The 22,232-nt window shown below is 67.7% G+C and carries 26 protein-coding genes and 1 pseudogene; 13 read left to right on the top strand and 14 right to left on the bottom strand.

Translation table 11 applies throughout. From position 1 onward, the window contains the following. Window positions 1-5 precede the first annotated feature (5 nt). A complete protein-coding gene (locus ON41_RS18765) occupies window positions 6-401 on the top strand; it encodes an HIT family protein (RefSeq protein WP_218003502.1) in 396 nt (131 codons plus the stop codon). A gap of 3 nt (window positions 402-404) precedes the next feature. Here the strand turns inward: ON41_RS18765 and ON41_RS39160 are convergent, their stop codons facing one another. From ON41_RS39160 to ON41_RS18750, 3 genes are read right to left on the bottom strand one after another with little or no spacing between them, the layout of a single operon-like run. Next, window positions 405-713 (bottom strand): HIT family protein, encoded by a 309-nt coding sequence (locus tag ON41_RS39160; RefSeq protein WP_083905449.1) that lies wholly within the window; start codon window positions 711-713, stop codon window positions 405-407. 50 nt (window positions 714-763) lie between these two features. Beyond that, window positions 764-1,375 (bottom strand): histidine phosphatase family protein, encoded by a 612-nt coding sequence (locus ON41_RS18755; protein WP_246829556.1) that lies wholly within the window; start codon window positions 1,373-1,375, stop codon window positions 764-766. Between the two features lie 39 nt (window positions 1,376-1,414). Then, a complete protein-coding gene (locus tag ON41_RS18750) occupies window positions 1,415-1,912 on the bottom strand; it encodes a GNAT family N-acetyltransferase (protein WP_083905457.1) in 498 nt (165 codons plus the stop codon). A gap of 199 nt (window positions 1,913-2,111) precedes the next feature. Between ON41_RS18750 and ON41_RS18745 the strand changes: the two genes are divergently transcribed. Further along, the gene (locus ON41_RS18745) at window positions 2,112-2,510 is read left to right on the top strand and encodes a PPOX class F420-dependent oxidoreductase (RefSeq protein WP_040748959.1); all 399 of its coding nucleotides are present in this window, start codon (window positions 2,112-2,114) and stop codon (window positions 2,508-2,510) included. Between the two features lie 14 nt (window positions 2,511-2,524). Here ON41_RS18745 and ON41_RS18740 read toward each other — a convergent pair whose 3' ends face one another. Both ON41_RS18740 and ON41_RS18735 read right to left on the bottom strand, forming a co-directional pair. After that, window positions 2,525-3,577, bottom strand: a complete 1,053-nt coding sequence (locus ON41_RS18740) for an LLM class flavin-dependent oxidoreductase (protein WP_040748958.1) — start codon at window positions 3,575-3,577, stop codon at window positions 2,525-2,527. Between the two features lie 31 nt (window positions 3,578-3,608). Then, window positions 3,609-4,880, bottom strand: coding sequence for an MFS transporter (locus ON41_RS18735; RefSeq protein ID WP_051161850.1), 1,272 nt, complete (start codon window positions 4,878-4,880; stop codon window positions 3,609-3,611). A gap of 177 nt (window positions 4,881-5,057) precedes the next feature. On the opposite strand from ON41_RS18735, the gene ON41_RS39155 reads away from it, so the two are divergent. After that, entirely contained in the window at window positions 5,058-5,822 is a 765-nt protein-coding gene (locus ON41_RS39155) for a FadR/GntR family transcriptional regulator (RefSeq protein ID WP_051161849.1), read from the top strand. Between the two features lie 3 nt (window positions 5,823-5,825). Here ON41_RS39155 and ON41_RS18725 read toward each other — a convergent pair whose 3' ends face one another. Both ON41_RS18725 and ON41_RS18720 read right to left on the bottom strand, forming a co-directional pair. Next, window positions 5,826-6,620, bottom strand: a complete 795-nt coding sequence (locus tag ON41_RS18725) for an alpha/beta hydrolase (protein ID WP_040748957.1) — start codon at window positions 6,618-6,620, stop codon at window positions 5,826-5,828. A 149-nt stretch (window positions 6,621-6,769) separates the two neighbouring features. Next, window positions 6,770-7,390: an NADPH-dependent FMN reductase gene (locus tag ON41_RS18720; RefSeq protein ID WP_051161847.1), complete on the bottom strand. Its 621-nt coding sequence runs from the start codon at window positions 7,388-7,390 to the stop codon at window positions 6,770-6,772. 130 nt (window positions 7,391-7,520) lie between these two features. Between ON41_RS18720 and ON41_RS18715 the strand changes: the two genes are divergently transcribed. The 3 genes from ON41_RS18715 to ON41_RS18710 all read left to right on the top strand — a co-directional run bounded on the left by ON41_RS18715 (window position 7,521) and on the right by ON41_RS18710 (window position 9,579). Continuing rightward, on the top strand, window positions 7,521-8,423 hold the full coding sequence (locus tag ON41_RS18715; RefSeq protein WP_063709904.1) for a helix-turn-helix transcriptional regulator: 903 nt from the start codon (window positions 7,521-7,523) through the stop codon (window positions 8,421-8,423). Between the two features lie 73 nt (window positions 8,424-8,496). Beyond that, window positions 8,497-8,604: a GFA family protein gene (locus tag ON41_RS43955; protein WP_444543677.1), complete on the top strand. Its 108-nt coding sequence runs from the start codon at window positions 8,497-8,499 to the stop codon at window positions 8,602-8,604. A gap of 90 nt (window positions 8,605-8,694) precedes the next feature. Next, window positions 8,695-9,579 (top strand): class I SAM-dependent methyltransferase, encoded by an 885-nt coding sequence (locus ON41_RS18710; RefSeq protein ID WP_040748956.1) that lies wholly within the window; start codon window positions 8,695-8,697, stop codon window positions 9,577-9,579. 50 nt (window positions 9,580-9,629) lie between these two features. Here ON41_RS18710 and ON41_RS18705 read toward each other — a convergent pair whose 3' ends face one another. From ON41_RS18705 to ON41_RS18695, 3 genes are read right to left on the bottom strand one after another with little or no spacing between them, the layout of a single operon-like run. Further along, entirely contained in the window at window positions 9,630-9,962 is a 333-nt protein-coding gene (locus ON41_RS18705; RefSeq protein WP_040748955.1) for a winged helix-turn-helix transcriptional regulator, read from the bottom strand. Then, window positions 9,959-10,342, bottom strand: a complete 384-nt coding sequence (locus ON41_RS18700; RefSeq protein ID WP_157185531.1) for a hypothetical protein — start codon at window positions 10,340-10,342, stop codon at window positions 9,959-9,961. Before ON41_RS18700 ends, ON41_RS18705 begins: the two co-directional genes overlap by 4 nt. A gap of 59 nt (window positions 10,343-10,401) precedes the next feature. Continuing rightward, entirely contained in the window at window positions 10,402-11,304 is a 903-nt protein-coding gene (locus tag ON41_RS18695; protein WP_040748953.1) for a LysR family transcriptional regulator, read from the bottom strand. A gap of 128 nt (window positions 11,305-11,432) precedes the next feature. Between ON41_RS18695 and ON41_RS18690 the strand changes: the two genes are divergently transcribed. After that, window positions 11,433-11,744, top strand: a complete 312-nt coding sequence (locus ON41_RS18690) for an EthD family reductase (RefSeq protein WP_040748952.1) — start codon at window positions 11,433-11,435, stop codon at window positions 11,742-11,744. A gap of 27 nt (window positions 11,745-11,771) precedes the next feature. Here ON41_RS18690 and ON41_RS43805 read toward each other — a convergent pair. The 3 genes and pseudogenes from ON41_RS43805 to ON41_RS18685 form a co-directional block, all read right to left on the bottom strand. Next, a pseudogene (locus ON41_RS43805) lies at window positions 11,772-11,999 on the bottom strand (hypothetical protein); the annotation flags it as partial. Between the two features lie 168 nt (window positions 12,000-12,167). Beyond that, window positions 12,168-12,563 (bottom strand): cell division protein CrgA, encoded by a 396-nt coding sequence (locus ON41_RS41650; protein WP_157185530.1) that lies wholly within the window; start codon window positions 12,561-12,563, stop codon window positions 12,168-12,170. Beyond that, the gene (locus ON41_RS18685; RefSeq protein ID WP_040748951.1) at window positions 12,560-12,997 is read right to left on the bottom strand and encodes a hypothetical protein; all 438 of its coding nucleotides are present in this window, start codon (window positions 12,995-12,997) and stop codon (window positions 12,560-12,562) included. The genes ON41_RS41650 and ON41_RS18685 overlap by 4 nt, the downstream gene beginning before the upstream one ends. A 278-nt stretch (window positions 12,998-13,275) precedes the next feature. Here ON41_RS18685 and ON41_RS18680 point away from each other — a divergent pair, with 278 nt between their 5' ends. Continuing rightward, a complete protein-coding gene (locus ON41_RS18680; protein ID WP_040748950.1) occupies window positions 13,276-13,620 on the top strand; it encodes a VOC family protein in 345 nt (114 codons plus the stop codon). A 143-nt stretch (window positions 13,621-13,763) separates the two neighbouring features. Continuing rightward, entirely contained in the window at window positions 13,764-14,321 is a 558-nt protein-coding gene (locus ON41_RS18675; protein ID WP_040748949.1) for a TetR/AcrR family transcriptional regulator, read from the top strand. Window positions 14,322-14,358: 37 nt separating this feature from the next. Here ON41_RS18675 and ON41_RS18670 read toward each other — a convergent pair whose 3' ends face one another. Beyond that, entirely contained in the window at window positions 14,359-15,480 is a 1,122-nt protein-coding gene (locus ON41_RS18670) for an alpha/beta hydrolase (RefSeq protein ID WP_051161846.1), read from the bottom strand. Window positions 15,481-15,833: 353 nt separating this feature from the next. Between ON41_RS18670 and ON41_RS18665 the strand changes: the two genes are divergently transcribed. The 4 genes from ON41_RS18665 (at window position 15,834) to ON41_RS18650 (ending at window position 22,217) form a co-directional block, all read left to right on the top strand. Then, on the top strand, window positions 15,834-17,069 hold the full coding sequence (locus ON41_RS18665) for a PucR family transcriptional regulator (RefSeq protein WP_040748948.1): 1,236 nt from the start codon (window positions 15,834-15,836) through the stop codon (window positions 17,067-17,069). Between the two features lie 180 nt (window positions 17,070-17,249). Beyond that, the gene (locus ON41_RS18660) at window positions 17,250-18,977 is read left to right on the top strand and encodes a DUF3556 domain-containing protein (protein ID WP_040749037.1); all 1,728 of its coding nucleotides are present in this window, start codon (window positions 17,250-17,252) and stop codon (window positions 18,975-18,977) included. After that, a complete protein-coding gene (locus tag ON41_RS18655; protein WP_051161844.1) occupies window positions 18,974-20,431 on the top strand; it encodes a phytoene desaturase family protein in 1,458 nt (485 codons plus the stop codon). Before ON41_RS18660 ends, ON41_RS18655 begins: the two co-directional genes overlap by 4 nt. Next, a complete protein-coding gene (locus ON41_RS18650; RefSeq protein ID WP_040748947.1) occupies window positions 20,424-22,217 on the top strand; it encodes an AMP-dependent synthetase/ligase in 1,794 nt (597 codons plus the stop codon). The genes ON41_RS18655 and ON41_RS18650 overlap by 8 nt, the downstream gene beginning before the upstream one ends. Window positions 22,218-22,232 lie beyond the last annotated feature (15 nt).

The raw sequence follows: 22,232 nt of genomic DNA, 5'->3' as shown, positions 1-22,232 counted from the left end.
ATTTGGTGGTGGTCAGCCATCGCCCCCTGAACAAGGGCATGCCGGTGCCGGGTTATCTGTTCGTCGAAACAAGGCGGCACGTACCGACAGTGGCCGATCTGTCCGACGCCGAAGCGGCGGTCGTGGGGTGGGCGGTCAGTCGCGCGGCACAGGCCCTCAGGAGCGAACTCGTCCCGGAATACGTGTTCTCCGCGGTCACGGGGCGCACTGTGGCCCACTTCCACCAGCATGTATTCGCTCGTCCGCGCGGGACGCCGGCGGAGACACCGTGGTTCGATGTCGACTCCTGGGCAGGTGGCCCCAGGGTCGATGAACCGGAATTGGCGGCCCTGTCGGTGCGATTGAGTCGCTACTTCGAGCGCCCGGCCGTCAGCGATCACCGATCGATCGTGTGCTCGTAGCGTTCACGAACTCTGCTTCGCCAACGCGGCACGCAACTGCCGGCCCAGCGCGCCCGCCTGCTCCGGCGTCCACGGCAGCACCCCGTTCTCCGCCATCAGCGCGTGGAACTGCTCGTGGTGGACTTTCAGGGCGACCAGCACGTGCCCCAGCAGAGTCGGGTACTTGCTCAGGAACGCAATATCGTCCTCGGTCTCGGCGACCACCTCGTGCCACCCGTCGCCGCCGGGGTCGGCGACAACTTCGCAGATGAAACAGGGACTCGACCGAACTCGTTGAGCGTAGGCTTCCATATCGAACGGAATACGTTGCATACCAGACGATTCTGCAGACTCGATGAGCGGACTGTAAGTGGTCGTCGAGTTCAGCCGGTGCTGAGGTGGGCGGTATCGGCGAGGCTGAGCAGGGTTCGATTGCGCCAGTATTCGTCCAGCCTCAGGTGGGTGATCGCACCGGGAGATGTCGCGAAGGAGGCGAACCCTACTGCGTCGCTGGGTATTTGCATCCAGGCGGTGATGACGAAGGTGAGTGCGTATCCGTGCGTGATGACGATGTGGTCGTGATCGGGGTCGCCCATCAGCTCGCGGATGCAGGCTCCGACGCGATCGGCTACCTCGCGTCGGGTTTCGGCGCCGGGGATCGGGCCGCGGTGGTCGAGCCGGTTGTGGTCGGGCGAGGGGGCCTGTCGCTGGGTCAGCCATTCGTTCGGCCTGCCTTCCGCCTCGCCGAAACTGATCTCACGTAACCGGGAGTCCGCAGTGACCGGTGCGCCCAGCGTCACGGCGAGGATTTCGGCGGTCTCGGAACACCGAGCTAGGTCCGAGGTGGTGATGCGGCTCGGTCGCGAGGTGCTGCGGCGTCGCAGGAGTTCTTCGGCGACCAGGTGAGCGTCGCGCCTGCCGCGAGAGGTCAGGTGCGAGTCGTGCCATCCACCGACAAGATCGTGCTCGGTGTGCTCTGCGTGCGGATGGGTCACCGCATAAAGGTCTTGCACATCGTCCCCTGATTCACGTCTTCAGTTGGAGTGCAGCGGCTTGTCCATGTGCATCGAGGACACGTGGTAGCCGGTGCGGCGGTAGAGGGCGATTGCTGCGGTGTTGTCGCCTACTACGTTCAGGCCCAGGCGGGTGCGGCCCTCGGTGGCGAGCAGGGTTTCGAGGGCGGTCAGGATTGCGGTGCCGTAGCCCTGGCGACGGGAATGTTCGCGGACGTTGATGTCGTAGAGCCAGGCCGAATCCGCTGTGCCGGTGACATCTTGGGGGTCGGGGCCGACCCATGCGTGGCCGACGACTTCGCCGGACTCGTTCTCGGCGACGAGGAGGTGGTGGCCCGCGGTGTCGCGGCCTTGGGGGAGGAAGTGAGCGGTTCCCCGTCGGGATCGCTCCCACGCCTCCGCCTCGGGCATGAACTTGGACAGCTCACGGGCGCCTTCGGCCTCGCGATGCCGCGTCGCTTGGTCGTACTCCGTCTCGGTCATCTTTCGCAAGGTCACCCTCGCCGTCGCACCCGCCATGTCGACCATCCTCGGTCAGAAGGCGCAGACGTCAAACGATTATCGGGACGGACAGTGTGCGCGATCCGCACGCGGTCGACGGTTGCGATCCGAAATCTAGCAACGCTAGACAAGCTGACAGGCGGCTGGTACCGTCGCTCTTGTTCCTAGCAACGCTAGAAATGAAGAGCGGCATCGAATTCACCGAGGAGTAACCGGCATGACCTTCACCACCAATGAGCAGCAGTTCCTCGCGGAGGCCGGGATCGGCCGGCTGGCCACGGTGTCGCCCGGCGGCGTGGTGCAGAACAACCCGACCAGCTACCGGGTGAACGCCGACGGCACGATCGACATCGGGGGCATGCGAATGGTCACCAGCCGAAAGTACCGCAATGTCGAGTCGGGCAGCCGGGTGTCGTTCGTCGTCGATCAGCAGGTTTCGTTGGAGCCGTACGTGATTCGCGGCATCGAGGTCCGCGGCACCGCCGAGGCGCTCGCCGACGAGGAGCCGCCCTTCCCGCCCCAGGAACGCGCGATCATCCGAATTCACCCCGAACGCATCATCTCCTGGGGCATCGACGGCGGCTCCTTCGACTTCACCAGCCGCGCCGCCGACTGACGCCGCGGAGGGGCCTAGTGCTGCGTGGCGACCGCGGTGAATGCCTCCCGGAAGCGCTCGGTACCGCCGGTCTCGGCGAATCGCCCTACGTCGTAGAGGATCACGTGCTCGCAACCGGCCCGGTGGTACTCGTCGAGCCGCCGCCGGACATCGTCCGGAGATCCGTGGAGCACCGCCTGCTCGACGATCTCGTCCGGTATCCCGCGCAGTAGTGTGTCGGCGTCGCCGGCTGGGACCTCGTGCGGGATGTAGCCGTGCGCGAGCGGGTAGCGCGCGCCCGCCGCGTCGAACGCCGCCTTGCCCCGATAGAGCGCCACCGCCCGGACGGTGGGATGGTCGAGCAGCGCCCGGCTCTCCTTCCGGGTTCCGGCGAGAGCGGTCCACAGGAACAGCAGCGGTTTGACAGCATGCGGGTCGCGTCCAGCCTGCTCCGCCTGCTGCCGGAGCAGGGAGAGTTTCCGCGCGTAATCGGCGGGGCCGATCGAGGACGGTATCCAACCGTCGCCGTATCGCGCGGTGAGGGCGAGCATCCGGGGCCCGTGCGCGGCGATGTAGAGGTCGTAGCCGTCGCGGTGCGCCGCCGGGAGATCGGCGTCCGGCCATGGTGATTCGGCGGTGCGGAGGGCGTGCAGCTGTTCCAGCGCCGGACGGATGTAGTGCAGGCGGCCGGTTCGCTCCGTCCCCTGATGCAGCCCGAACGGGCGGAGCTGCCCGGGATCGCCCGCCCCGATGCCGAGCGCGAGGCGTCGCCCGGCGAGCCGGCTGATGGTGCCGGCGGTGTGTGCGAGGTTCACGCTCGTCCGGCGCAGCGGGTCGGTGACGGCGACGCCCAGACTCACCCGGCGGGTGGTGGCGGCTCCGGCGGCCAGGACGGTCAGCGGCTCGGCGGTGTGGTGGGGGTCCTCGAGAACGGGGCTCGAGGTCCCGCGCGGGTACCAGCCCTGGAGGTGGTCGATCATCCAGGCCGTGTCCACCTCCGCGTGCGCGTCGGCCCAGCGGAGGTCGTCGAGGGGGTCGGCATCGGGGTGGATCGTGATGGGCGCGCCGAAGGTCAGCGGTGCGGTCATAGCGGAATCCTCAGTGGTCCAGGGGAATTGGTCAGGCGGTGGACGCCCGGAGCGCCGGTGCGGCGCTGTCGGGAGTCGCCGTGCGGTCCCGTATCGCGAGCGTGGCGAGGAAGGAGACGACTCCGAAGGCCGTCATGAAACCGGCTATGGCATACCAGCTTCCGGTCACGTCGAGCAGTGACGTCGCGATCAGGGGCGAGAGCCCGCTGCCCACGACCGTGCCGAGGCTGTACCCCACCGCCATTCCCGAATACCGGACGCGCACGGGAAAGATCTGCGCGAAGAACACGGGCATGGTTCCGTAAGCGGCGCAATACGGTACGAAGATCAGGACGAATCCAGCGAACATGACGAGCGAGTCCGCGGTGCCGAGCATCGGGAACCACAACCACGGGAGGGCCGCCATACCCGCGATTCCCGCGAGATAGATGATCTTGCGCTCGAATCGGTCCGAGAGCCAGCCGAACAGCGGGACCCCGACGATGGCGACCACCGTGACGCCGGTGACGAGTTCCAGTGTGGTGGAACGGTCTACGCCGAGATGGTGCGTGCCGTAGGACAGCGAGAAGACGGTCACGACGTAGAAGGTGGCGCCGGCCGACAGATACGACAGCGCGAGCAACGCCACCGAACGCCAGTGCTCGGTGAAAACCGTTCGCAGCGGCAGTTTCTGGACCTGCTTCGCCGCGACGACGGCCCGGAATTCGGGGCTCTCGTCGACCGAGACCCGGATGGCCGTCCCGATCAGGATCAGTATCGCGCTGGACCAGAACGGAACTCGCCAGCCCCAGCTGTGGAAGGCGTCGTCGGGCAGATGGGACAGCGCCAGGAATACCAGCGACGCCAGTAACAGTCCCCAGCTCGCGCCCGTATTGATCAGGCTGGCGAAGAACCCGCGCCGCGCCGGTGGGGTGTGCTCGACGCTCATCAGCACCGCGCCGCTGTACTCGCCGCCCAGGGAGATCCCCTGGATCACCCGCAACGTCACCAGCAGCACCGGCGCCAGCACTCCGACCGTCTCGTACGTGGGCAGGAAACCGATGAGGACGGTGGCGCCGCCCATCATGCCGAGCGAGAGGACGAGCAGTTTCTTCCGGCCGACGCGATCGCCGAAATGCCCGAATACGGCGGCGCCGACGGGCCGGGCGAGGAAGGCCAGCGCGAAACTCGACAGCGCGAGCATGGTCCCCACCAGCGGATCGGCGGCGGGGAAGAACAGCTCGCCGAAGATCAGGGCCGAGGCGGTGCCGTAGATGTAGAACTCGTACCACTCGATCACCGTGCCGGCGAGGCTGGACGCCACGACCCGTTTCGATTGTTCCCGGGTGGGTGCGGAAGGTGTTGTGGCCATGGGAATCTGCCGTTCTCGAGCGGTGACATCCGGTCAACTTGTCTCTTGTTCGAACAAGTGACAACTGGGATGCTAAGCTCGATCCGACAAGTTGGCAACCGCTAGGTGTGGGGAGCAGAGGCGCAGGACATGGAGCTATCGGGGGCCTTCGCGACGTCGTTGTCGCGGCGCCCGCTTCCGGAACTCATCGCGGAGCGGATCGTGGCCGCGATCGCGGCGGGCGTGCTCACGCCCGGCGATCGGCTGCCGTCGGAACCTCAACTGGCCAAACAGATGAGTGTCGGCCGGGGCTCGCTGCGCGAGGCGCTGGCCAAACTGCAGGACGCCGGGGTCGTGGAGATCGTCCGCGGGCGCGGCGCCTTCGTCCGGGAACCCGCCGGCGACGATTCGCGGCTGCGGTTCGCGGTCTGGAGCCGGTCGGAGAGTTCCGAGGTCACGCAACTCCTCGAGGCGCGGATCGGACTGGAGTCCACGGCCGCCGGGCTGGCCTGTGACCGCGCCGATCCGGGCGACCTGGAGGCCCTGGGGGTGGCCTGTGACGAACACGAGAAAGCCCACCGGTCAGGGGATCTCACGGCCATGGTCGACACGGACGAGCGCTTCCACACCGCACTCGTCGACTGCGCGCACAACGCCGTCATCACCGATCTCTACCGCACGCTGGTGCCCGGACTGAAGGAATTCCGGCAGCAGCTCCTGTCCCGCGAAGGGGCCGAACGGCGTTCGACCCACGACCACGCGCGCATCGTCGCCGCCGTGGCGGACAAGGACCACAGCGCCGCGCGCCGGGGAGTGGTCGCTCATCTCTGGCCGATGTACGCCGAGGTGGTCGCCGCGGCGACGGGTGGTGACGGCGTCGCCGACTACGACGGCGCGGAGATTTTCGTGGATTAGGTGTCAGAAACCCTTGTCCGCCAGCCACGTCAGGATGGCGTCCGCCACATCCTTCCAGCCGCTGTCGATGGTGAGGGAATGGCCGCGGCCCTCGAACTGGCGCAGTTCGGTGACCGCGGTGGAATCGCGATACTGCTTCAGCGTCGACCGGGTCACCACATCGGGGACGGTGTGGTCCTCGAGGCCCGAGATGAGCAGCAAGGGGCCGCGATTCGAATTGGCGGTGTCGACCTCGGCCTCGGAGTGCAGGACGAAATTCGCCGCGGCCGCCTGGAACAGCGGGCGCGCGGGCGAGGGGACGGTCCACTTCTCGAACAACTCCGCGGACTCCTGCTCGCTGAGGGCGTTTCCGAAGCCGTAGCGGAATTCCTTCTCGGTCAACGACACCGCTTTGTGCAGGTTGGTGGGGTTGCCGAGGGCCGGCAGCGCGGCCCTCAGCTGCGCGAGCGGCAGCACACCTTTGATCTGGGCCGGATCGATGGCGACACCGGCGATTCCGAGGTTTCGGCCCATCAGCTTCTCGGTGAGCAGTCCGCCGAAGGAATGACCGATGATGATCGGCGGTGCGGGCAGCTCCTCGATGATGGACGCGAAATGCGCTGCGGCGACATCGATTCCGATGTCGGCGACCGCTTCCGGCTGAGTGCGCGCCGCGGCGACCGTATCGGACTCGCCGGGCCAGCCGGGGGCGACGGGCGCGTAGCCGGCCGCGCGGAAATGCTCGAGCCACGGTCCCCAGCTGGTGGCGTGCAGCCACAGTCCGTGAATGAATACCACCGGTGTCGGCGTGTTCGACATGACGTTCCTCTTTCGAACCAGGTCCACGGACCTTTATGACCTGCCGCGTCGCAGTGGTCGGGTGATGAATATCTTCGCTGCTGCCCGGCCGGATGTCATCCGTTTCTCGTGGTGGGGATGTACCGGGGGGACAATCGACGGCTCGGGCGTTACTGCCGCCGCAGGACGGCCGGGGGCCGGGTCGGGCCCTCCGGGTACGGCTGGGTCGCGCGGGCCTCGTGCAGCGCGCTCGCCCACCAGGTCAGCTGGTCCAGCAGCACCCTCGCGGCTGTGTGCGGGCGCTCGGGGTCGGACAGGACACCGTCCTCGTCGAATCGCTCCGAGTGCCGGTCGATGCTGACCGAATCCCGCACCGTCACCGCGTGCAACTCGGCGAAGATCGGCCGTAGCTGCTCGATCGCGCGCAGTCCACCGCCGCGGCTGCCGTAGGAGACGAAGCCGACCGGTTTGGCCTGCCACTCGGTGAAGTGCCAGTCGATCAGGTGCTTGAGTGCCGCCGGGAAGCTGTGGTTGTACTCCGGAGTGACCACCACGAAGGCATCCGCCGCGGCGAGCCGCCCGGCCAGCGCGCGCTGCGGCGCCGAGCGCGCCGCGACATCTCGCAGTGCCGTCCCGTTGGGCGGCAACGCCGGTGGCAACTCCACGTCGGCGAGGTCGAGCACATCGATGTCGAACCGGTCGTATTCGGCGGCCCTGCCGGTGAACCACCGCGCGATCCGCGGCCCGTACCGGCCCTCCCGGACGCTGCCGATGATGATCGTGAGCTTCATGCGCTACTCCAGGTCGATGGGATCTACGCCGACCACTCTGAGGACCGGGTTTCCGGGCAGGAAGACCGTGCCGAGACAGGTACTCGCAGGGCGACGCTGAGCCGCGGTCCCCACCACTAGGCTCGGTATCATGAGCGAGAACGAGCTCGGTGCCTTCCTACGCTCCCGCCGAGAAGCCTTGCGGCCGTGCGACGTCGGGTTGCCGTCGGGAACCCGGCGGCGCACCCCCGGACTGCGGCGGGCCGAGCTTGCCACCCTGGCGGGGGTCAGTGCCGAGTATCTGGCTCGCCTCGAGCAGGGCCGCGACCGCCATCCCTCCCGCCAGGTTCTCGCCGCGCTGGTGGACGCGTTGCGGCTCACGGACAACGACCAGCATCAGCTTCGCAGACTCGTGAAAGCCGCCCGCGGCATACAGTTCCCGTCCATCGAGCCGCCGGGCTCCGAGGTCCGTCCGACCGTCCGGATGCTGCTGGACCGCCTCGAACCCGCCCCGGCCGCGGTGATCAACCGGCTGACCGACGTACTCGCCTATACCGACGGGTTCACCCGGCTGATGGCGCCGATCGGCCTGCTCGACCGAACCCCGGCCAATCTCGTCCGCTTCGTGCTGATGGATCCGCGCGCCCACACCGCATACCTGAACTGGGCCGAGGTCGCGGACGCCAGGACCGCCGCTCTCAGGGTGTCCCCGCACCTCACCGACCCGCACGTGAACGCTCTGGCGGAGGAATTGACCGCACTCGCCGGCACGGCATTCACCAGCCGGGCACACACTGATTCGCCCGCGCGGACCGGGATCGAGGAATTGCGCCATCCCGACGCCGGGGACCTGCGCCTCGCGTTCGAGATGCTGACCCTGCCCGACGGCGACGACCAGCAACTCATCGTCTACCTGCCCGCCGACGAAAGCACCTCCGCCCGTCTCGACCGCCTACTCAGGACGGGGCCCAGCGCCCTGCCGCCGACAACGGAGGACGTCGACAGCGCCTCGAACCCCGGCCGCTCCGCCGACAGGCACACCAACAGCGGATAGTGAGCCGCCACGATACCGCTTGTGGCGCTTCTGATTACGCTCTGTCTGCTGGTGTCTACCAGGAAGGCGCGATATGAACGGCGGCTGTCTCTGCGGCAATATCCGGTTCTCCGCGACCGGCGACCCGGACTTCCCACACCTGTGCTCGTGCGAGCACTGTCAGAAGCGCGGAGTCGGATGAATGCTCCGGAACCAGCCGATATCGCCCTTCGACCCGCTGGTGTGGCCGGGTTCACGGTGCTCGCGGGGTGTTGGTGAGTAGCGTCTCGGTATGGACAATGAGGGACCCAGCCGGACAGCGCTCGTGACCGCCTACGCCCGTGCCTATCATCAAATTGCCGATCGGCCGGTGATTCTCAGTGATCCACTGGCGGCGCCCCTGCTGGGTGTCACGGTGGAGGAGCTGACCGACGTGGGTCGGCCGGCGGAGGGTGATCCCGGTAGCGACGCCGGTATGGGGATGCTGCGGCTGGGTGTCGCTGATCGGCCGCGCCGGTTGTTCTTCGCCGCTCGTGCGCGTTTCGCCGAGGATCGGGTGGCCGAGGCCGTCGCCGCCGGTGTGCGGCAGGTCGTGATCCTCGGCGCGGGCCTGGATACCTTCGCCTACCGCAACCCGAATCCTGGCCTGCGTGTATTCGAGGTCGACCATCCCGCTACGCAAGCGTGGAAACGGCAACGCCTCGCCGCGTCCGGGATCGACCAACCCGAGCAGTTGACTTTCGTGCCGGTCGACTTCGAAACCGACACCCTGGCAACACGATTGGAGGCCGCCGGATTCAGCCGGACCGATCCGGCCGCATTCGTGTGGCTCGGTGTCGTCTTCTATCTGACCCCGGACGCCGCACGCGCGACCCTCGAATACATCGCTGGTCAATCCGAGCCGGTCGAGGTGATCTTCGATTACCTGGCAGACACCGACGAGGACCGCGCGCAGCTGCGAGCGCGCGCGAATCGAGCAGCGGCTGTCGGGGAACCTTGGTTCAGCTACTTCACTCCCGACGGTATCGCCGCACAGTTGCGCGCCCTCGGCTTCACCGACGTCGAAGACCACGCCGCTACGGACGTCATAGCCGGGTACCTCGGTGAATCCGCGGAATTCGAGGGTGAACCACCCGAATCGCTCCGCCCGGTCCGCATACTACGAGCGAGCCGCTGAGGCCGTCGAGCGGGTGCTGCCGATCGGGTGGCGTGTGCTGGAGCGATGACTCATCCATCATCGTTGTGCCACTGCGCCGCCCACTGGGTCAGCGGGGTGAGCCGTTCGACGAGGGTGCGCCCGGTGGGGGTCAGCCGGTAGCCCTCCTCGTGTTGGACGAGGCGCGCTTCGGTGAGTTCGGAGAGGCGGCGGGTCAGCACGCTCGAGGAGAGGTCGCCGCATGCGGAGCGTAGTTCGCGGAAGGTGAGCGGGCCTGGGGCTCGATCGAGTTCCCAGATCACCCGGAGTGTCCAGCGCCGGCCCATCAGGTCGAAGAGGGCCATGATCGGGCGCCCGGTGGTCGATCCGCGCACCGGGCGTGGCGTTTCGGCCGCCACGATCATGCCTCTTGCGGCGGGGGTGAATCTTCCAGTCGCCGTGCCATTTCCGCGATGGCCGCGCGTAGTGCCCGATACGGTCGCAGGAACAGTGTCACGTGGGTCAGGCTGCCGGAGTCGGAGAGTTCCTCCCACAGCATCCCCTGGAGTTCTCGGTCGTCGAATCGCGCGGTGAAGGCGAAGATTCCCTCCCGCCCGTCGGTCCACTGCCGGGTCTGGTGCACCGAGTCGAGGACCGTCGCGATCGTGGCGAGCAGGTGTGCCGCGCGGGTCCGGCCGTGGTAATCGGCGACCGGGCTCGAGAAGATCGCCTCCTCGTCGAGCAAGGCCGGAAGTTGTGTGGAGTCTTTCGATTGCCACGCTCGCAGTATGAGACTGTCGGTCATGCCTCTATTTTAGAGGCACGCTAGGGTCTGTTGCTCGGGTCGTACCCGGTGCCGCCGGGCTAGTCCGGCAGCCAGTGCAGTTCGTGTGCCAGGGTTTTGGCGACGGTGCGGATGCGGCGGTGTAGTGGTGACTGCACGCGCGGGAGGACCAGGTGGATGGTCAAGGCGGGTGCGCCTCGCAGCGGTCGCCACGTGAGACCGGCCGGTTGTGTCGTGGCCGCGGCTTCACCGGCCGGGGCGAGGGTGAGCCCGTCACGCAGGTCGCGCTGAGATATGTCGAAAGAGACTGCGGGCGTGTGGAATCGGGGATTCGGCCGGATGTCGCGGAACAGTGCGGACAGCTGATCGTGGATCACGGGGTTGGCCGTACGGTCGGGGAGTCGCAGCGGATATGCGGCGGCATCGGCGATCTCGATCTCCGGGTGTTCGGCCAGCGGATGATGCTGTGCCAATTGGACTCCGACGCGCATGCGCCGCAGCAGGAATCGGCGTACGCCACGACCCGGCTGTTCGCCGCGGGTGATCCCCGCATCGATGCGGCCGTCGGCGACCGCGGGGGAGATCTCCGGTGTCGCCATCGGGACCGCGCCGACCTCGAGTCCCGGGCTGCTGCGAATGAGCTTGTCCACCAAGGCCGGTACCGTCTCGGCCCCGGTGCTGAGGCTGTATCCGATGCGCAGCGTACCCAGTTCACCGGCCCCCGCATTCCGGGCGGTGTCCCATGCGCGGTCCAGCGCCGCCAGCGCGGGCGGCGCGGACTCCGCCAAAGCCGCACCGGCCGTGGTCAATTCGACGCTACGTGTGTTGCGGACCAGCAGGCTCGTACCGAGTTCCGCCTCCAGTCGGCGCATCCGGGCACTGAGTGCCGGCTGCGCGATACCGATCCGTGCGGCCGCGCGGGTGAAGTTCAACTCCTGCGCCAGCACCAGGAAGTACCGCAGGCTCACCGTATCCGGCGCCATGTGTCCTCCCTGCCGATTGATAACGATCCGTTCTGAGTCTATCTCGTCCCGGTCTTTCCCTCGACCACACATCAAGCCCTAACCTGCGCATATGACGATTCAACCGACCGCTGACGCAGGAGGCGGGCATGCATAAAATGGTGGTCCTCTATCCCAAGCCCGCCGACCCCGACCACTTCCGCGACTACTACGTGAACAACCATCTTCCGCTGGTCGTGAATTGGCCCGGCCTGCTTGCGTGGCGCTACAGCTTCGACGTGACGGCGACCAACGGAGAACCGCCGTATTTCGCGGTCTTCGAAGCAGACTTCGCCGACGCCGCCGCCCTGGCCGCGGCGCGGGCGTCGTCGTACGGTCGCCGGGCGGCCGCCGACGTCGTCAACTACGCCACCGGCGGTGTGGTCGTCATCGACTATCCGGTGCAGGACGGCGCCGACTGAAGGAATGCTGACTGATTCGACCGGCATCGGCAGATTCGGCCCGGCATGTCCGACCTCGACGTTGCCCAGGACCGGGAGATCCCGGTCGCCGAGTGCGTCGAGGACTATCTCGGGCAGGGTCGGGGACGACTGGGGCGAGCCGAGTCCCCCGATCTCGCGGGGAACGCCCACGACCATGCCGGAGATCCGATCGAGAATGCCGCTGTGCCGCAGCACCTGCAGATAGCTCCACACATGCGATGCGTGGCCGCCCATCTCAGCAGATCTCGGCTCCACCGTCCGACTCCCGAAGGTCGCCGATAACCGTCACCAGGATCACCAGCGTAGCCAGAGCCTCGTCGGTCGGCAGGCCGACGCCGGGAGAGCCTGTCGACCCCGGTGCGCGTGGGCTGGCAGTGCTCCCTCGCCCCTGTGACCTGGCAGCTAGCCACGACGGGGTATTGAGAACAGGGCCAGGCCCATTAGGACCACCGCACCAGCGAGCAGGAGGTTCAGATCCCCCAGGCTTTCGAGCGGCCACATGCCGCCGGAGACGTAGAAGGAACTCGCCCACACGATTCCCATCACGACAAGGCAGACCGGAACGAGCCGAGGAATCGACGGTCGTCGATGTGGATCCTGAGCGGGTGCCACCGATCGACCTCTGTGTGTCGGCCTGCTCGGTGGCTGGCCGCCCCGCTCCGGCGAGTGGTGGTGCACGGTGAAGTGGGCGTCGCGTCCGGCCTGCACAACGATGTTCTCGCTGCCAGCGGCCGCGGCGTGCTGTTCGATCGTGGGCTCAGGATCCTCGTCGCCGGTGTTGCCGAGTTGGTCGGTCATGACGAGCCTGCCGCTGGCGGCTGCTCGACATGGGCGTCGCGTCCGGCTTGCACGATGGTGTTGCGCCGCCCCCTCGCGTTGGCGGTCTGGCTGATCGCGGCGACGGTGCTCTGGTCGCTGACGCTGAGCCGGGGGGTGAGCTCGTCGTGCAGGAGGCGTTCGAGTTCCGCACGCAGAGCGGGGTTTCCGGCTATTGCGTGCTGCAGGCGTAGCCGCCACATTCCCGCCAGCGCGTCCTCGGTCGCGGTGTCCTGCGCCGCCCGCGCGGCCATCACCTCGGCGCGCAATTGGTCGAGGTCCGCGCTCACCCGCTCGGCTTGTTCTGGATGGGATTTCCGCCACCACCTCACCACCGCAGCCTTCGCCGCGCTCCAGACCTCGGTGGCCATCGCCTTCACCACAGCGGTCCCCGCCGCGATCACAATCGGATCCATCGCCTCACCAGCTTCACTTGTCGGCCCACTGGCCCCGGTCACCAGAACATCGCGGATTCCGAACCGTGTGTGACATACCGGCCCCACGGTCACCGAATACGGTCCGTCGCACCGGAATCTGGTGCGACGGTGATTCAGCTTTTCCGGGTACTCTGCGCGACAGTCGATCTCCCGGCCAGGGCGCGGGCTCAGCGGCGAGTGCGGGTGGTCTGGCTCAGTCCGATGAATATCGGCGGCGGCGGTGGTCCAACCCTTCGTAGCTACGGACAGGAGCAGGGATGGACTTGTACCACGTCATGTGCGTGAGTGACCGGGGCAGGGCGCTGCGCTGGTATGAGGTGTTCTTCGGGCGCGCGGCGGACGAGGTCATCGGCGACGAACACCTGTGGCAGATCGGTGAGAACGCGTGGGTCGTGGTCGACGATCGGGCCGTGCGAGCCGAGCGGGTGGGCGGATCGATGATCACACTCGGCGTGAGCGATCTCGACGACTTCCTGGCTCGCTTCGCCGCGCACGGTATCGATCACGGACCGGTCGATACTTACGGCAACGGGGTGCGTCATGTGGAAGTGCTCGATCCCGACGGGAACAGCCTGTCGCTCGCCCAGGCACCGGCTCCCTGAGTCACCGGAAGCACGCGGACCAAGGCGCGCTCAGCGGCGTTCGAGGATGTTCGTCGGACAACCTGCCCGACGGCCCCCGGCCGGGGCCGTTCTTGGGGGCTGGTCAAGATAGCATCGGGGCTGGTACTAGGTCAGGACTGGTGATGCCTCGTAACAGACGTCCGCTGGATCGGGAAGAGAAGCGTGCGGAGATCGTGGTGGCTGCTCGGCGGTTGTTCGTCGAGGAGGGATACGACGCGGCGTCGATGACGCGGATCGCCCGCGACGCCGGGGTGGTGTCGAACACGCTGTACTGGTACTTCCAGGACAAGGACGCGGTCTTGATCGCGGTGCTGGACGCGGTGCTGGCAGACTCGATGGCCGCCTACGGCGAAGTGCTGGGCTCGGGGCTGGCTGATCGGCTGTTGTGGCTGGTCGAGGAGTTGGAGCAGCTGGGGCGGTTGGTGAGCACGGTGCATACGCGCGCCGAGGAGTCCGCGGCCATCCGGGAATGGCACGAGCAGTTCCACGCGCTGGCCGAGGGATTGTTCCGGGCGGAGCTGATCGAGCTCGGCGTGCCCGCTGGCGATGTGGATTCGCTGGTCGCGATCGGCGTTTTCGTTGTCGAGGGCTTGCTGACGCATCCGGCGGGGCAGGCCCAGCGGCGCGCGGTGATCGAGACGCTACTGAACAGCGCTCGCGGTCTCGCCGCCGCGGGCTGAGAGCTCTGCCTGCCCGCGTCGACGAGCCGGGGGTGACCTACTGCGTGGTGGCTGCGGTGTAATCGAATTGCGTTGCCAGGAAACCGAGTTGGTCACCCACCGCGCGTTCGAAGTGCTCGCCCACGTAGATGCCGAAGTGGTCGCACGGGTAGTTCTGGACATGCACGTGCGCCAATCCCTGCGCGCGACGCTTGGTGGTCTTGGCGGGTGCGGCGGCGTCGTTGTCGCAGACACACAGCAGCGTCGGCGTGCTGAAGCGAGCCAGGGCGCGACCGGGCCGATAGAGCGGAAGGCGCAGCGCCAGCCGTGCGGCCAGGGCGTTGGCGGCATCGAAGTCGCCGTCCGGGCCGCGCAATACGCCCCATATGCTGTCACGTCCGACACCGGTCACGGGTTCGTGCCCACCGTCGGTCTCGGTCAGCTCGATGTTCTTCGACACCCGAGCCCGCACCGACGGCAGCCGTTTCAGCACTGCGCTGGTGCGCCGCGAGAGCCGGGTCCCCGCAGGCAGGAGCGCGGAAGCGCCGGCGAGGGCGTCGGGTGAGGCCACGAACGCGGGCATCCAGGACGTCCCTGTCATCGGCAACAGGATCGGCTTCGCGCCGAACCAGGAACCGACCGTGTCGAGGATGCCGACCACGGTCAGCGCTACCGCGCTCAGCGGGTTGACCCGTATACGCGACCACAACGAAGCCGGTCCGTCGGTGAAGGCGCACTGGGCCACGACCGCCGCGATACGGGCGTCTTCGGAGGCGACCTGAAGAACGTGCCCGCCGCCGAACGAGCTGCCCCACAACGCGATCCGGTCGACATCGACCTCCGGTAGCGTGCGCGCGAAGGCTAGGGCGGCATGCCAATCGGCGCGTTGCCGGCCGATATCGAGGAGCTGGCGCGGCGCTCCGCCGCTGGCCCCGAGGTGACGGTAGTCGAACACCAGCACCGACCACCCCGCCTCGGCGAACCGTTCCGCGTAGGCATCCAGGCGCATCTCTCGCACCGCCCCGAGCCCGTGCCCCATGATCACCATCGGGCGCGATCCGGTCACCTCGGGTGCGGTGTACAACCAGGCCGCACACTCGTCCTGACCGGAGCGGAACGAGACCTCACGCCGCCGCACCGCTGCCGCCTCACGCCGCTCGGCAGGCTCACTGATTTCCATGACTCACGCCCTCCGCTTCACCGATCTTCTTGGATACCACCCAAGAAGTACTCGGGGTCACAGTAAACATCTTCTTGAATGCCAGTCAAGAAAGCAATAGCATCGGGGTTGGAGCCAGGCCAGGACTGGAAATTTGCGGGCGCGGCGACTTCACAGTTCGGGAACCGATCAACCACACCCGAACCCGGGGGCGCGCCCAGCGAGTGCCCACGATCAGAGCAAGAGGCTGCTTTTCAGCACGCCTTCCGACGGTGGACCGGTATCGCGCCCGGCGAGTACGCGCGCCGGCGCCCGTAGGCGTTGTACCCGCAGCACGAATTCGGCGAGGTCGGACAGCGGAAAGGCGGTGCGCCGTGGCATTCGAATCCCTGACATGGCTGGGGCGGGCGCTGCAGCCGCATCGTGAGGTCGTCGCCGCCGAACTGATCCGTCAGACCAAGCTCACCGTCGACGGTCTCGCCACCGACCCGGAACTCGGCGATCTGCTGGCCGCGAGCATCACCGAGAACGTTGTCACGGTCGTGCACGTCCTGGCCAACGCCATCGATCCCGCGACCGTCAATCCGCCCTCCACGGCGATCGTGTACGCGCGGCGGCTGGCTCGCGGCGGGGTGCCACTCACGGACCTGCTGCGCGCCTACGGGTTCGGTCAGTCCAGGCTGCTGGAGGTCAGCATCGGTCGCATCCTCGACGGGGGCGGACCCGATCGGATGGCGCAGATCGCCGACATCATGAGCTTCGGGGCCGCCTACCTCGACCATGTGACCGAAGAGGTGGGCGCGGTCTATGAGGCTGAACGCGACCGCTGGCTCAACAGCCGCCACGCGGCCCGGCGGGAATGGGTGCGGCGGCTGCTCGAGGAGGCCGACCCGGATGTCGCGGCCGCCGAAGCGGCACTGGGATATCGGCTCGACCAACGCCACCTGGCCGTCGAGTTGTGGACCACACCGCCGTGCACTGTCGCCGAGACGACGCGGGCCTTGGAGCAGGCGGCCCAATTGCTCACACGGGCGGTCGAGGCGATCGACCCGGTGCTCGCCCTGCCCGCCGGTGATCGTGAACTGCGCCTGTGGCTCCCGATCCGGCGCGAGTTCCCCGACCTGTCCGACCTGCGACAGGACCTGGCGCAGGCGCGGCTACCGGTACGAATGGCCTTGGGCGCGGCCGATTCCGGTCTGCGCGGCTTCCGCCGTAGCGCGCGCACCGCCGCACGCGGCAAGACCCTCGCACAGTCGGCCGGTTCGAACACCCCCGCCGCGGTGGCCTTCGAGGAAACCGCCCCGTTCGCCCTGCTCGTCGACGAACCCCGGGAGCTGGCGGCGTTCGCCGCCCGCGTACTCGGTCCACTGGCTCGCGACGACGCGAAGACCGCGGTGCTGCGCGAGACCCTGGAGGTGTTCCTCGCCGAGAACGGCAGCTACGCCCGCACCGCGAAAAGACTGCTGATGCACCGCAATACGGTGCAGTACCGAATCCAGCAGATCACCCGCAAATACGGGCTGGATCTCACCGGCGACACCTTCGACCTGCGGTACGCGCTAGGCATCTGCCGGTGGCACGGGACCGTGGCTCTGCTGCCGCCCGGCTGACGCACCCGGCTGACCATCACCCCTCCGGCCGGCGCCCGGGGTTGGGCGCGGCAGATGAATCGCGCGCCATCGTTCGTGCGCGGCGCACAGATCTCCGGCCGGCCGCTGGTCGGCCCGGATATCGCGTGGTGTCATGTGGCCACCGCCACTGTTGCCCAGGAAGGTTGGATTTACACTCTCATGGGTTTCCTGTCCCCGCGTCTGCCCGATCTCGACTACGAAAACTGGCGGCGCGGCACCCGAATGCAGCGGCTGCGGCCGATCGTGCTGGACTGGGCCTCCGCCGGGGTGGGCACCCCGGATGTGGTCCTGCTCGGGTACGTAGTCAAGATCGTCCTCTATGTCGCGGTGGCGATCGGAATCGGCTGGGCCACGCCAGGTCTCGGCACACCAGCGCGGTTCTTCGACTGGTGGGACGAACCGCTGTTCTTCCAGAAGCTGGTGGTGTGGACGCTGCTGTTCGAGGTACTCGGCCTCGGCTGCGGGTTCGGGCCGTTGACACTGCGTTTCCTGCCGCCGATCGGCGGGCCGCTGTACTGGCTTCGACCCGGCACCATCCGGTTGCCCCCATGGCCGGAGCGGGTACCCGGCACACGCGGCAGCACCCGCACACCGCTGGATGTTGCGCTGTATGTCGGCGTGCTGGCGACCGCGGTCTTCGCACTGACGTCCCCCGCCACCGAACCCACCGCCCACGGCGACGCGAGTGCGTTGGCCCCGGCACGGCTGCTGCCCATCCTGGTGCTGCTGGCGTTGACCGGGTTGCGCGACAAGGCGATCTTCCTGGCCGCGCGCACCGAGGTGTACGGCAGCTTCCTCGTGATGCTGATGCTGCCGGGCGCGGACGGGCTGGTGGGCGCGAAACTTGTGATGCTGGCCATTTGGTGGGGTGCGGCGGTGTCGAAGTTCAATCACCACTTCCCGTACGTGGTGGCGGTGATGATGAGCAACAACCCGATCGTCCGCAGCACCACATTCAAGCGGAAGCTGTTCCGCGACTACCCGAATGACCTACGGCCGTCGAAGGTTTCGGCGTTTCTCGCGCACGGAACCGGCACCGCCTTCGAGATCGTCATGCCCGCGGTGATCTACCTCGCGCACGGCAGCAAGCTCGCGATCGCGGCGGCGATCCTGTTCACGGTATTCCATCTGAACATCCTGACCAGCCTGCCCATCGGGGTGCCGCTGGAGTGGAACGTCTTCATGATCATGGGTACGTGGATCCTGTTCGTGGACCACGGTTCCCTGAGTCTCGGTGACCTGACGGGGCCGTGGGCGCTGCTGTTCATCGCCGCGCTGGTGGCCTTGGTCGCATACGGCAACTTCGTGCCGAAGCACACCTCGTTCCTGATGTCCATGCGCTATTACGCGGGCAACTGGCCGACCGGCCTGTGGCTGTTCACGCCGAGCGCGTTGGAGAAGTGGGACAGCGGCCTGGTCAAGTCCTCACCGTTCCCCGCCCAGCAGCTCACGCGTCTCTATGACGAGCCCGCGGCGGAATACTTCGACCACCGGCAGTACGCCTTCCGCTCGATGCACACGCACGGCCGCGCTCTCTACGGCCTCATCCCCCGCGCCGGGGGAACCGACCACGAGCGTTACCGGGTGGTCGAGGGCGAGATAGTGGCGGGATCGGCGATCGGATGGAACTTCGGCGACGGGCACCTGCACAACGAACAGCTCATCACCGCCGTGCAGCAACGCTGCCGGTTCGAGCCGGGTGAACTGCGGGTGATCGTGCTGGAATCGCAGCCCATGCACCGGCAGCGGCAGGAATACCGCCTGATCGACGCCGCCACCGGCACCTTCGAGGTCGGCCATGTGGAAGTGTCGGACATGCTCACCGGACAACCTTGGGACGGAACGATTCCGGTGCATGTGCACGCCGCTGTGGAAGGCGCGGCATGACCACCGCCGTTGTCGTAGGGTCGGGCCCCAACGGGCTCGCGGCGGGCGTCACGCTGGCGCGCCACGGTGTCGAGGTGACCGTGCTCGAGGCCACCGACACCCTCGGCGGCGGCACCGCCAGCGGCGAGTACACGCTGCCGGGGCTGCTGCACGACCATTGCTCGGCGGTACATCCCTTCGCGGCGGCCGCACCGTTGCTGCGATCGCTCGAGCTCGAAAAGTTCGGGCTCCGTTGGCGTTACGCGCCCGTGGATCTGGCGCACCCGCTCGACGAGGGCCGGGCGGGCGTGCTCGTGCGGTCTGTGCAAGACACCGCCCTCGGGCTGGGCGTCGACGCTCGCCGCTGGCATCGGCTCTACCGGCCGCTGTCGGAGCGCATCGACGATCTCATCGACGAGACGTTCCAGCCGCCCGCGCACCTACCACGGCATCCGATAAGTTTGGCGCGCTTCGGTATTCCCGCACTGGCGTCGGCGTCGCTACTGGCCGGGCTGTGGCGCACCGAGGAGGCGAAAGCGCTGTTCGGCGGCGCGTGCGCGCATTCGTTCAGGCCCTTGACAGCGCCCACCTCGGCGGCACTGGGCCTCATGTTCGTCGCGGTGAACCAGCGCTATGGCTGGCCGGTGGCCTCGGGAGGATCACGGTCCATCGCCGAAGCCCTTGCGGCACTGCTGAAATCGCTCGGCGGGAAGATCGAGACGGGGGTGCGCGTCACCGCCGTGTCGCAGCTGCCGCCCGCCGATATGGTGCTGTTCAATCTGGGCCCGCACGCTGTCGCCGACCTGCTCGAAGACCGGATGCCGCACCGTGTTCAGCGCGCCTACCGGCGCTACCGCTACGGACCCGGCGCGTTCAAACTGGATCTGGCGGTACAGGGCGGCATCCCGTGGACCGACGAGCGCTGCGGTCAGGCCGGAACCGTCCATGTCGCGGGATCTTTCGCGGAGATGGTCGTCTCCGAGCGCGAGACCAATGCCGGGCGCATGCCCGAGCGGCCGTTCATCATCGTGGGCCAGCAGTACCTGGCGGACCCGGGCCGGTCCCGAGGTGATCTGCACCCGATCTACGCCTACGCCCACGTGCCACACGGATTCACCGGTGATGCCACCGAAGCCATCCTGCGCCACATCGAACGGTTCGCGCCCGGCTTCCGGGATCGCATCGTCGCACACTCGGTGACTACGACCGCGGATCTGATCGCCACCAACCCGAATTTTGTCGGCGGCGATGTTATCGGTGGCGCGGCAACGCCTTTCCAGCTGCTCACCCGGCCGCGCGTCGCCCTCGACCCCTATTACACCGGTGTGCCGGGCATGTTCATCGCCTCGGCCGCCGCGCCGCCCGGTGCGGGCGCACACGGCACGGCAGGCCACAACGCCGCCCTGTCGGCCCTGCGTCGAGCCGGAATACCATTGCTGCACAACGACTTCGAGAAGGCTCACCGCCATGCGTGAATACAGTGTCCCCGCCACCTACTCCATCGCCGACGACCATTTCATGGGCGATCCTGTGCTGCGCAACGAACGCGACCACCCCGGCGCCGTGCTGTTCCTGATCCCGACCGCCGACGGCGGCTGGTCGGAGCTGACCGCCGCCGAATTCGCCCGCGAGGTGCGGGCCGTCGCGAAGGGCCTGATCGCGGCCGGACTCGAAGTGGGCGACCGGGTTTCGCTGATGAGCGACACCCGCTACGAGTGGATTCTGCTCGACTACGCCATCTGGTTCGCCGGCGGCGTGACCGTGGCCATCTACGCCTCCTCGGCGGCCGATCAGGTGCGCTGGGTGGTCGAGGACTCCGGATCGGAGCTGCTGGTCGTGGAAACCGGCGCACACCTCGCGATCGCCGAGCAGGCCATCGCGGGCCTGCCCGTGCGGGAGACCCTGCACATCGACGGCGGCGCGATCACCGAGCTGATCACTCGCGGCGCGGAGGTGCCCGACAACGAATTGGCCGCCCGCCGTGCCCGACTCGGCGCGAACTCGGACGCACTGGTCATCTACACCTCCGGCACCACCGGCAAGCCCAAGGGTGTGCCGCTGACCCACGGCAATCTGGCCGCCATGGCCGAGTGCGCGCCTGCCCGCGTGCCCGAACTGCTGCGTCCGAACGGTCGCACGCTGCTGTTCCTGCCGCTGGCCCACATCCTCGCGCACGCCACCTCGCTGGCGGCCGTGGAACACCGTTTCGCCGTGGCCCACACCAGTGATTGGACCGACCTGCCCGCCAAGTTCGCCGCCCTGCGGCCCACCGGACTCGTCGCGGTGCCGCGGGTTTTCGAGAAGATCTACAACGGGGCCGAACAGAAGGCGCACGACAACGGTAAGGGCGCGATCTTCGACCGGGCCTCCGACGTCGCCATCGCCTGGAGCCGGTCCCTCGACGCCGGCGGTCCGGGCCTGCTGCTGCGGTGGCAACATCTGCTGTTCGACAAGCTCGTCTACGGGAAGCTGCGGGCGGCGCTCGGCGGCCGATGCACGCACGCCATTTCCGGCGGCGCACCGTTGGGTGCGCGGCTCGCGCACTTCTACCGTGGCGTGGGCGTCAATATTGCCGAGGGATACGGACTTACCGAAACCACCGCGGCCATCACGCTCAACGGCAACCAAGCGCGCGGCCAGCGGCTGGGCAGCGTCGGTCGCCCGTTCGACGGCCACACCGTGCGGCTGGCCGATGACGGTGAACTCCTCGTGCGCGGACCCGTTGTGTTCCAGGGGTATTGGCGTAACCCGCAGGCGACGGCGGAGTCCTTCACCGACGGCTGGTTCCACACCGGCGACCTGGCCGCTCTCGACGCCGACGGCTACGTCACCATCACCGGCCGCAAGAAGGAAATCCTCGTCACCGCCGCCGGCAAGAACGTCTCGCCTGCCCCGCTCGAAGACGGACTGCGTGCGCATCCGCTGATCGGCCAGTGCATGGTGATCGGCGACGCCCAGCCGTTCATCGCGGCCCTGATCACCCTGGACCGCGACGCGCTGCCCGGCTGGCGCGAGCGGCACGGACTCGACGGGGGAACGGGCGTGGCGGATCTGATCTCGCATCCCGACCTGATAGCCGAGATCAACGCCGCGGTCGCCCAGGTCAATGCCACGGTCTCCAAGGCCGAGCAGATCAAGAAGATTCGCATCCTCGACGCCGAATGGTCGCAGGAGACAGGCGAACTCACCCCGAAGCTCTCCCTCAAACGCCCCGCCGTGCTGAAACGACACGAGGTCGAGATCGACGCGCTCTACGCGTGAACCTGCTACCACTCT

It is taken from the genome of Nocardia transvalensis NBRC 15921 (assembly GCF_000308875.1).
GTDB classification, from domain to species: domain Bacteria; phylum Actinomycetota; class Actinomycetes; order Mycobacteriales; family Mycobacteriaceae; genus Nocardia; species Nocardia transvalensis.
Note: the sequence above shows the minus strand (reverse complement) of the source record. Positions and strands in the feature narration are given on the sequence as shown.

Coding starts and splice junctions, on each gene's coding strand:
- ON41_RS39160 (WP_083905449.1), bottom strand. CDS start 713: ATGCAACGTATTCCGTTCGATATGGAAGCCTACGCTCAACGAGTTCGG.
- ON41_RS18750 (WP_083905457.1), bottom strand. CDS start 1,912: ATGGCGGGTGCGACGGCGAGGGTGACCTTGCGAAAGATGACCGAGACG.
- ON41_RS18745 (WP_040748959.1), top strand. CDS start 2,112: ATGACCTTCACCACCAATGAGCAGCAGTTCCTCGCGGAGGCCGGGATC.
- ON41_RS18740 (WP_040748958.1), bottom strand. CDS start 3,577: ATGACCGCACCGCTGACCTTCGGCGCGCCCATCACGATCCACCCCGAT.
- ON41_RS39155 (WP_051161849.1), top strand. CDS start 5,058: ATGGAGCTATCGGGGGCCTTCGCGACGTCGTTGTCGCGGCGCCCGCTT.
- ON41_RS18725 (WP_040748957.1), bottom strand. CDS start 6,620: ATGTCGAACACGCCGACACCGGTGGTATTCATTCACGGACTGTGGCTG.
- ON41_RS18720 (WP_051161847.1), bottom strand. CDS start 7,390: ATGAAGCTCACGATCATCATCGGCAGCGTCCGGGAGGGCCGGTACGGG.
- ON41_RS18715 (WP_063709904.1), top strand. CDS start 7,521: ATGAGCGAGAACGAGCTCGGTGCCTTCCTACGCTCCCGCCGAGAAGCC.
- ON41_RS43955 (WP_444543677.1), top strand. CDS start 8,497: ATGAACGGCGGCTGTCTCTGCGGCAATATCCGGTTCTCCGCGACCGGC.
- ON41_RS18710 (WP_040748956.1), top strand. CDS start 8,695: ATGGACAATGAGGGACCCAGCCGGACAGCGCTCGTGACCGCCTACGCC.
- ON41_RS18705 (WP_040748955.1), bottom strand. CDS start 9,962: ATGATCGTGGCGGCCGAAACGCCACGCCCGGTGCGCGGATCGACCACC.
- ON41_RS18700 (WP_157185531.1), bottom strand. CDS start 10,342: ATGACCGACAGTCTCATACTGCGAGCGTGGCAATCGAAAGACTCCACA.
- ON41_RS18695 (WP_040748953.1), bottom strand. CDS start 11,304: ATGGCGCCGGATACGGTGAGCCTGCGGTACTTCCTGGTGCTGGCGCAG.
- ON41_RS18690 (WP_040748952.1), top strand. CDS start 11,433: ATGCATAAAATGGTGGTCCTCTATCCCAAGCCCGCCGACCCCGACCAC.
- ON41_RS41650 (WP_157185530.1), bottom strand. CDS start 12,563: ATGACCGACCAACTCGGCAACACCGGCGACGAGGATCCTGAGCCCACG.
- ON41_RS18685 (WP_040748951.1), bottom strand. CDS start 12,997: ATGGATCCGATTGTGATCGCGGCGGGGACCGCTGTGGTGAAGGCGATG.
- ON41_RS18680 (WP_040748950.1), top strand. CDS start 13,276: ATGGACTTGTACCACGTCATGTGCGTGAGTGACCGGGGCAGGGCGCTG.
- ON41_RS18675 (WP_040748949.1), top strand. CDS start 13,764: ATGCCTCGTAACAGACGTCCGCTGGATCGGGAAGAGAAGCGTGCGGAG.
- ON41_RS18670 (WP_051161846.1), bottom strand. CDS start 15,480: ATGGAAATCAGTGAGCCTGCCGAGCGGCGTGAGGCGGCAGCGGTGCGG.
- ON41_RS18660 (WP_040749037.1), top strand. CDS start 17,250: ATGGGTTTCCTGTCCCCGCGTCTGCCCGATCTCGACTACGAAAACTGG.
- ON41_RS18655 (WP_051161844.1), top strand. CDS start 18,974: ATGACCACCGCCGTTGTCGTAGGGTCGGGCCCCAACGGGCTCGCGGCG.
- ON41_RS18650 (WP_040748947.1), top strand. CDS start 20,424: ATGCGTGAATACAGTGTCCCCGCCACCTACTCCATCGCCGACGACCAT.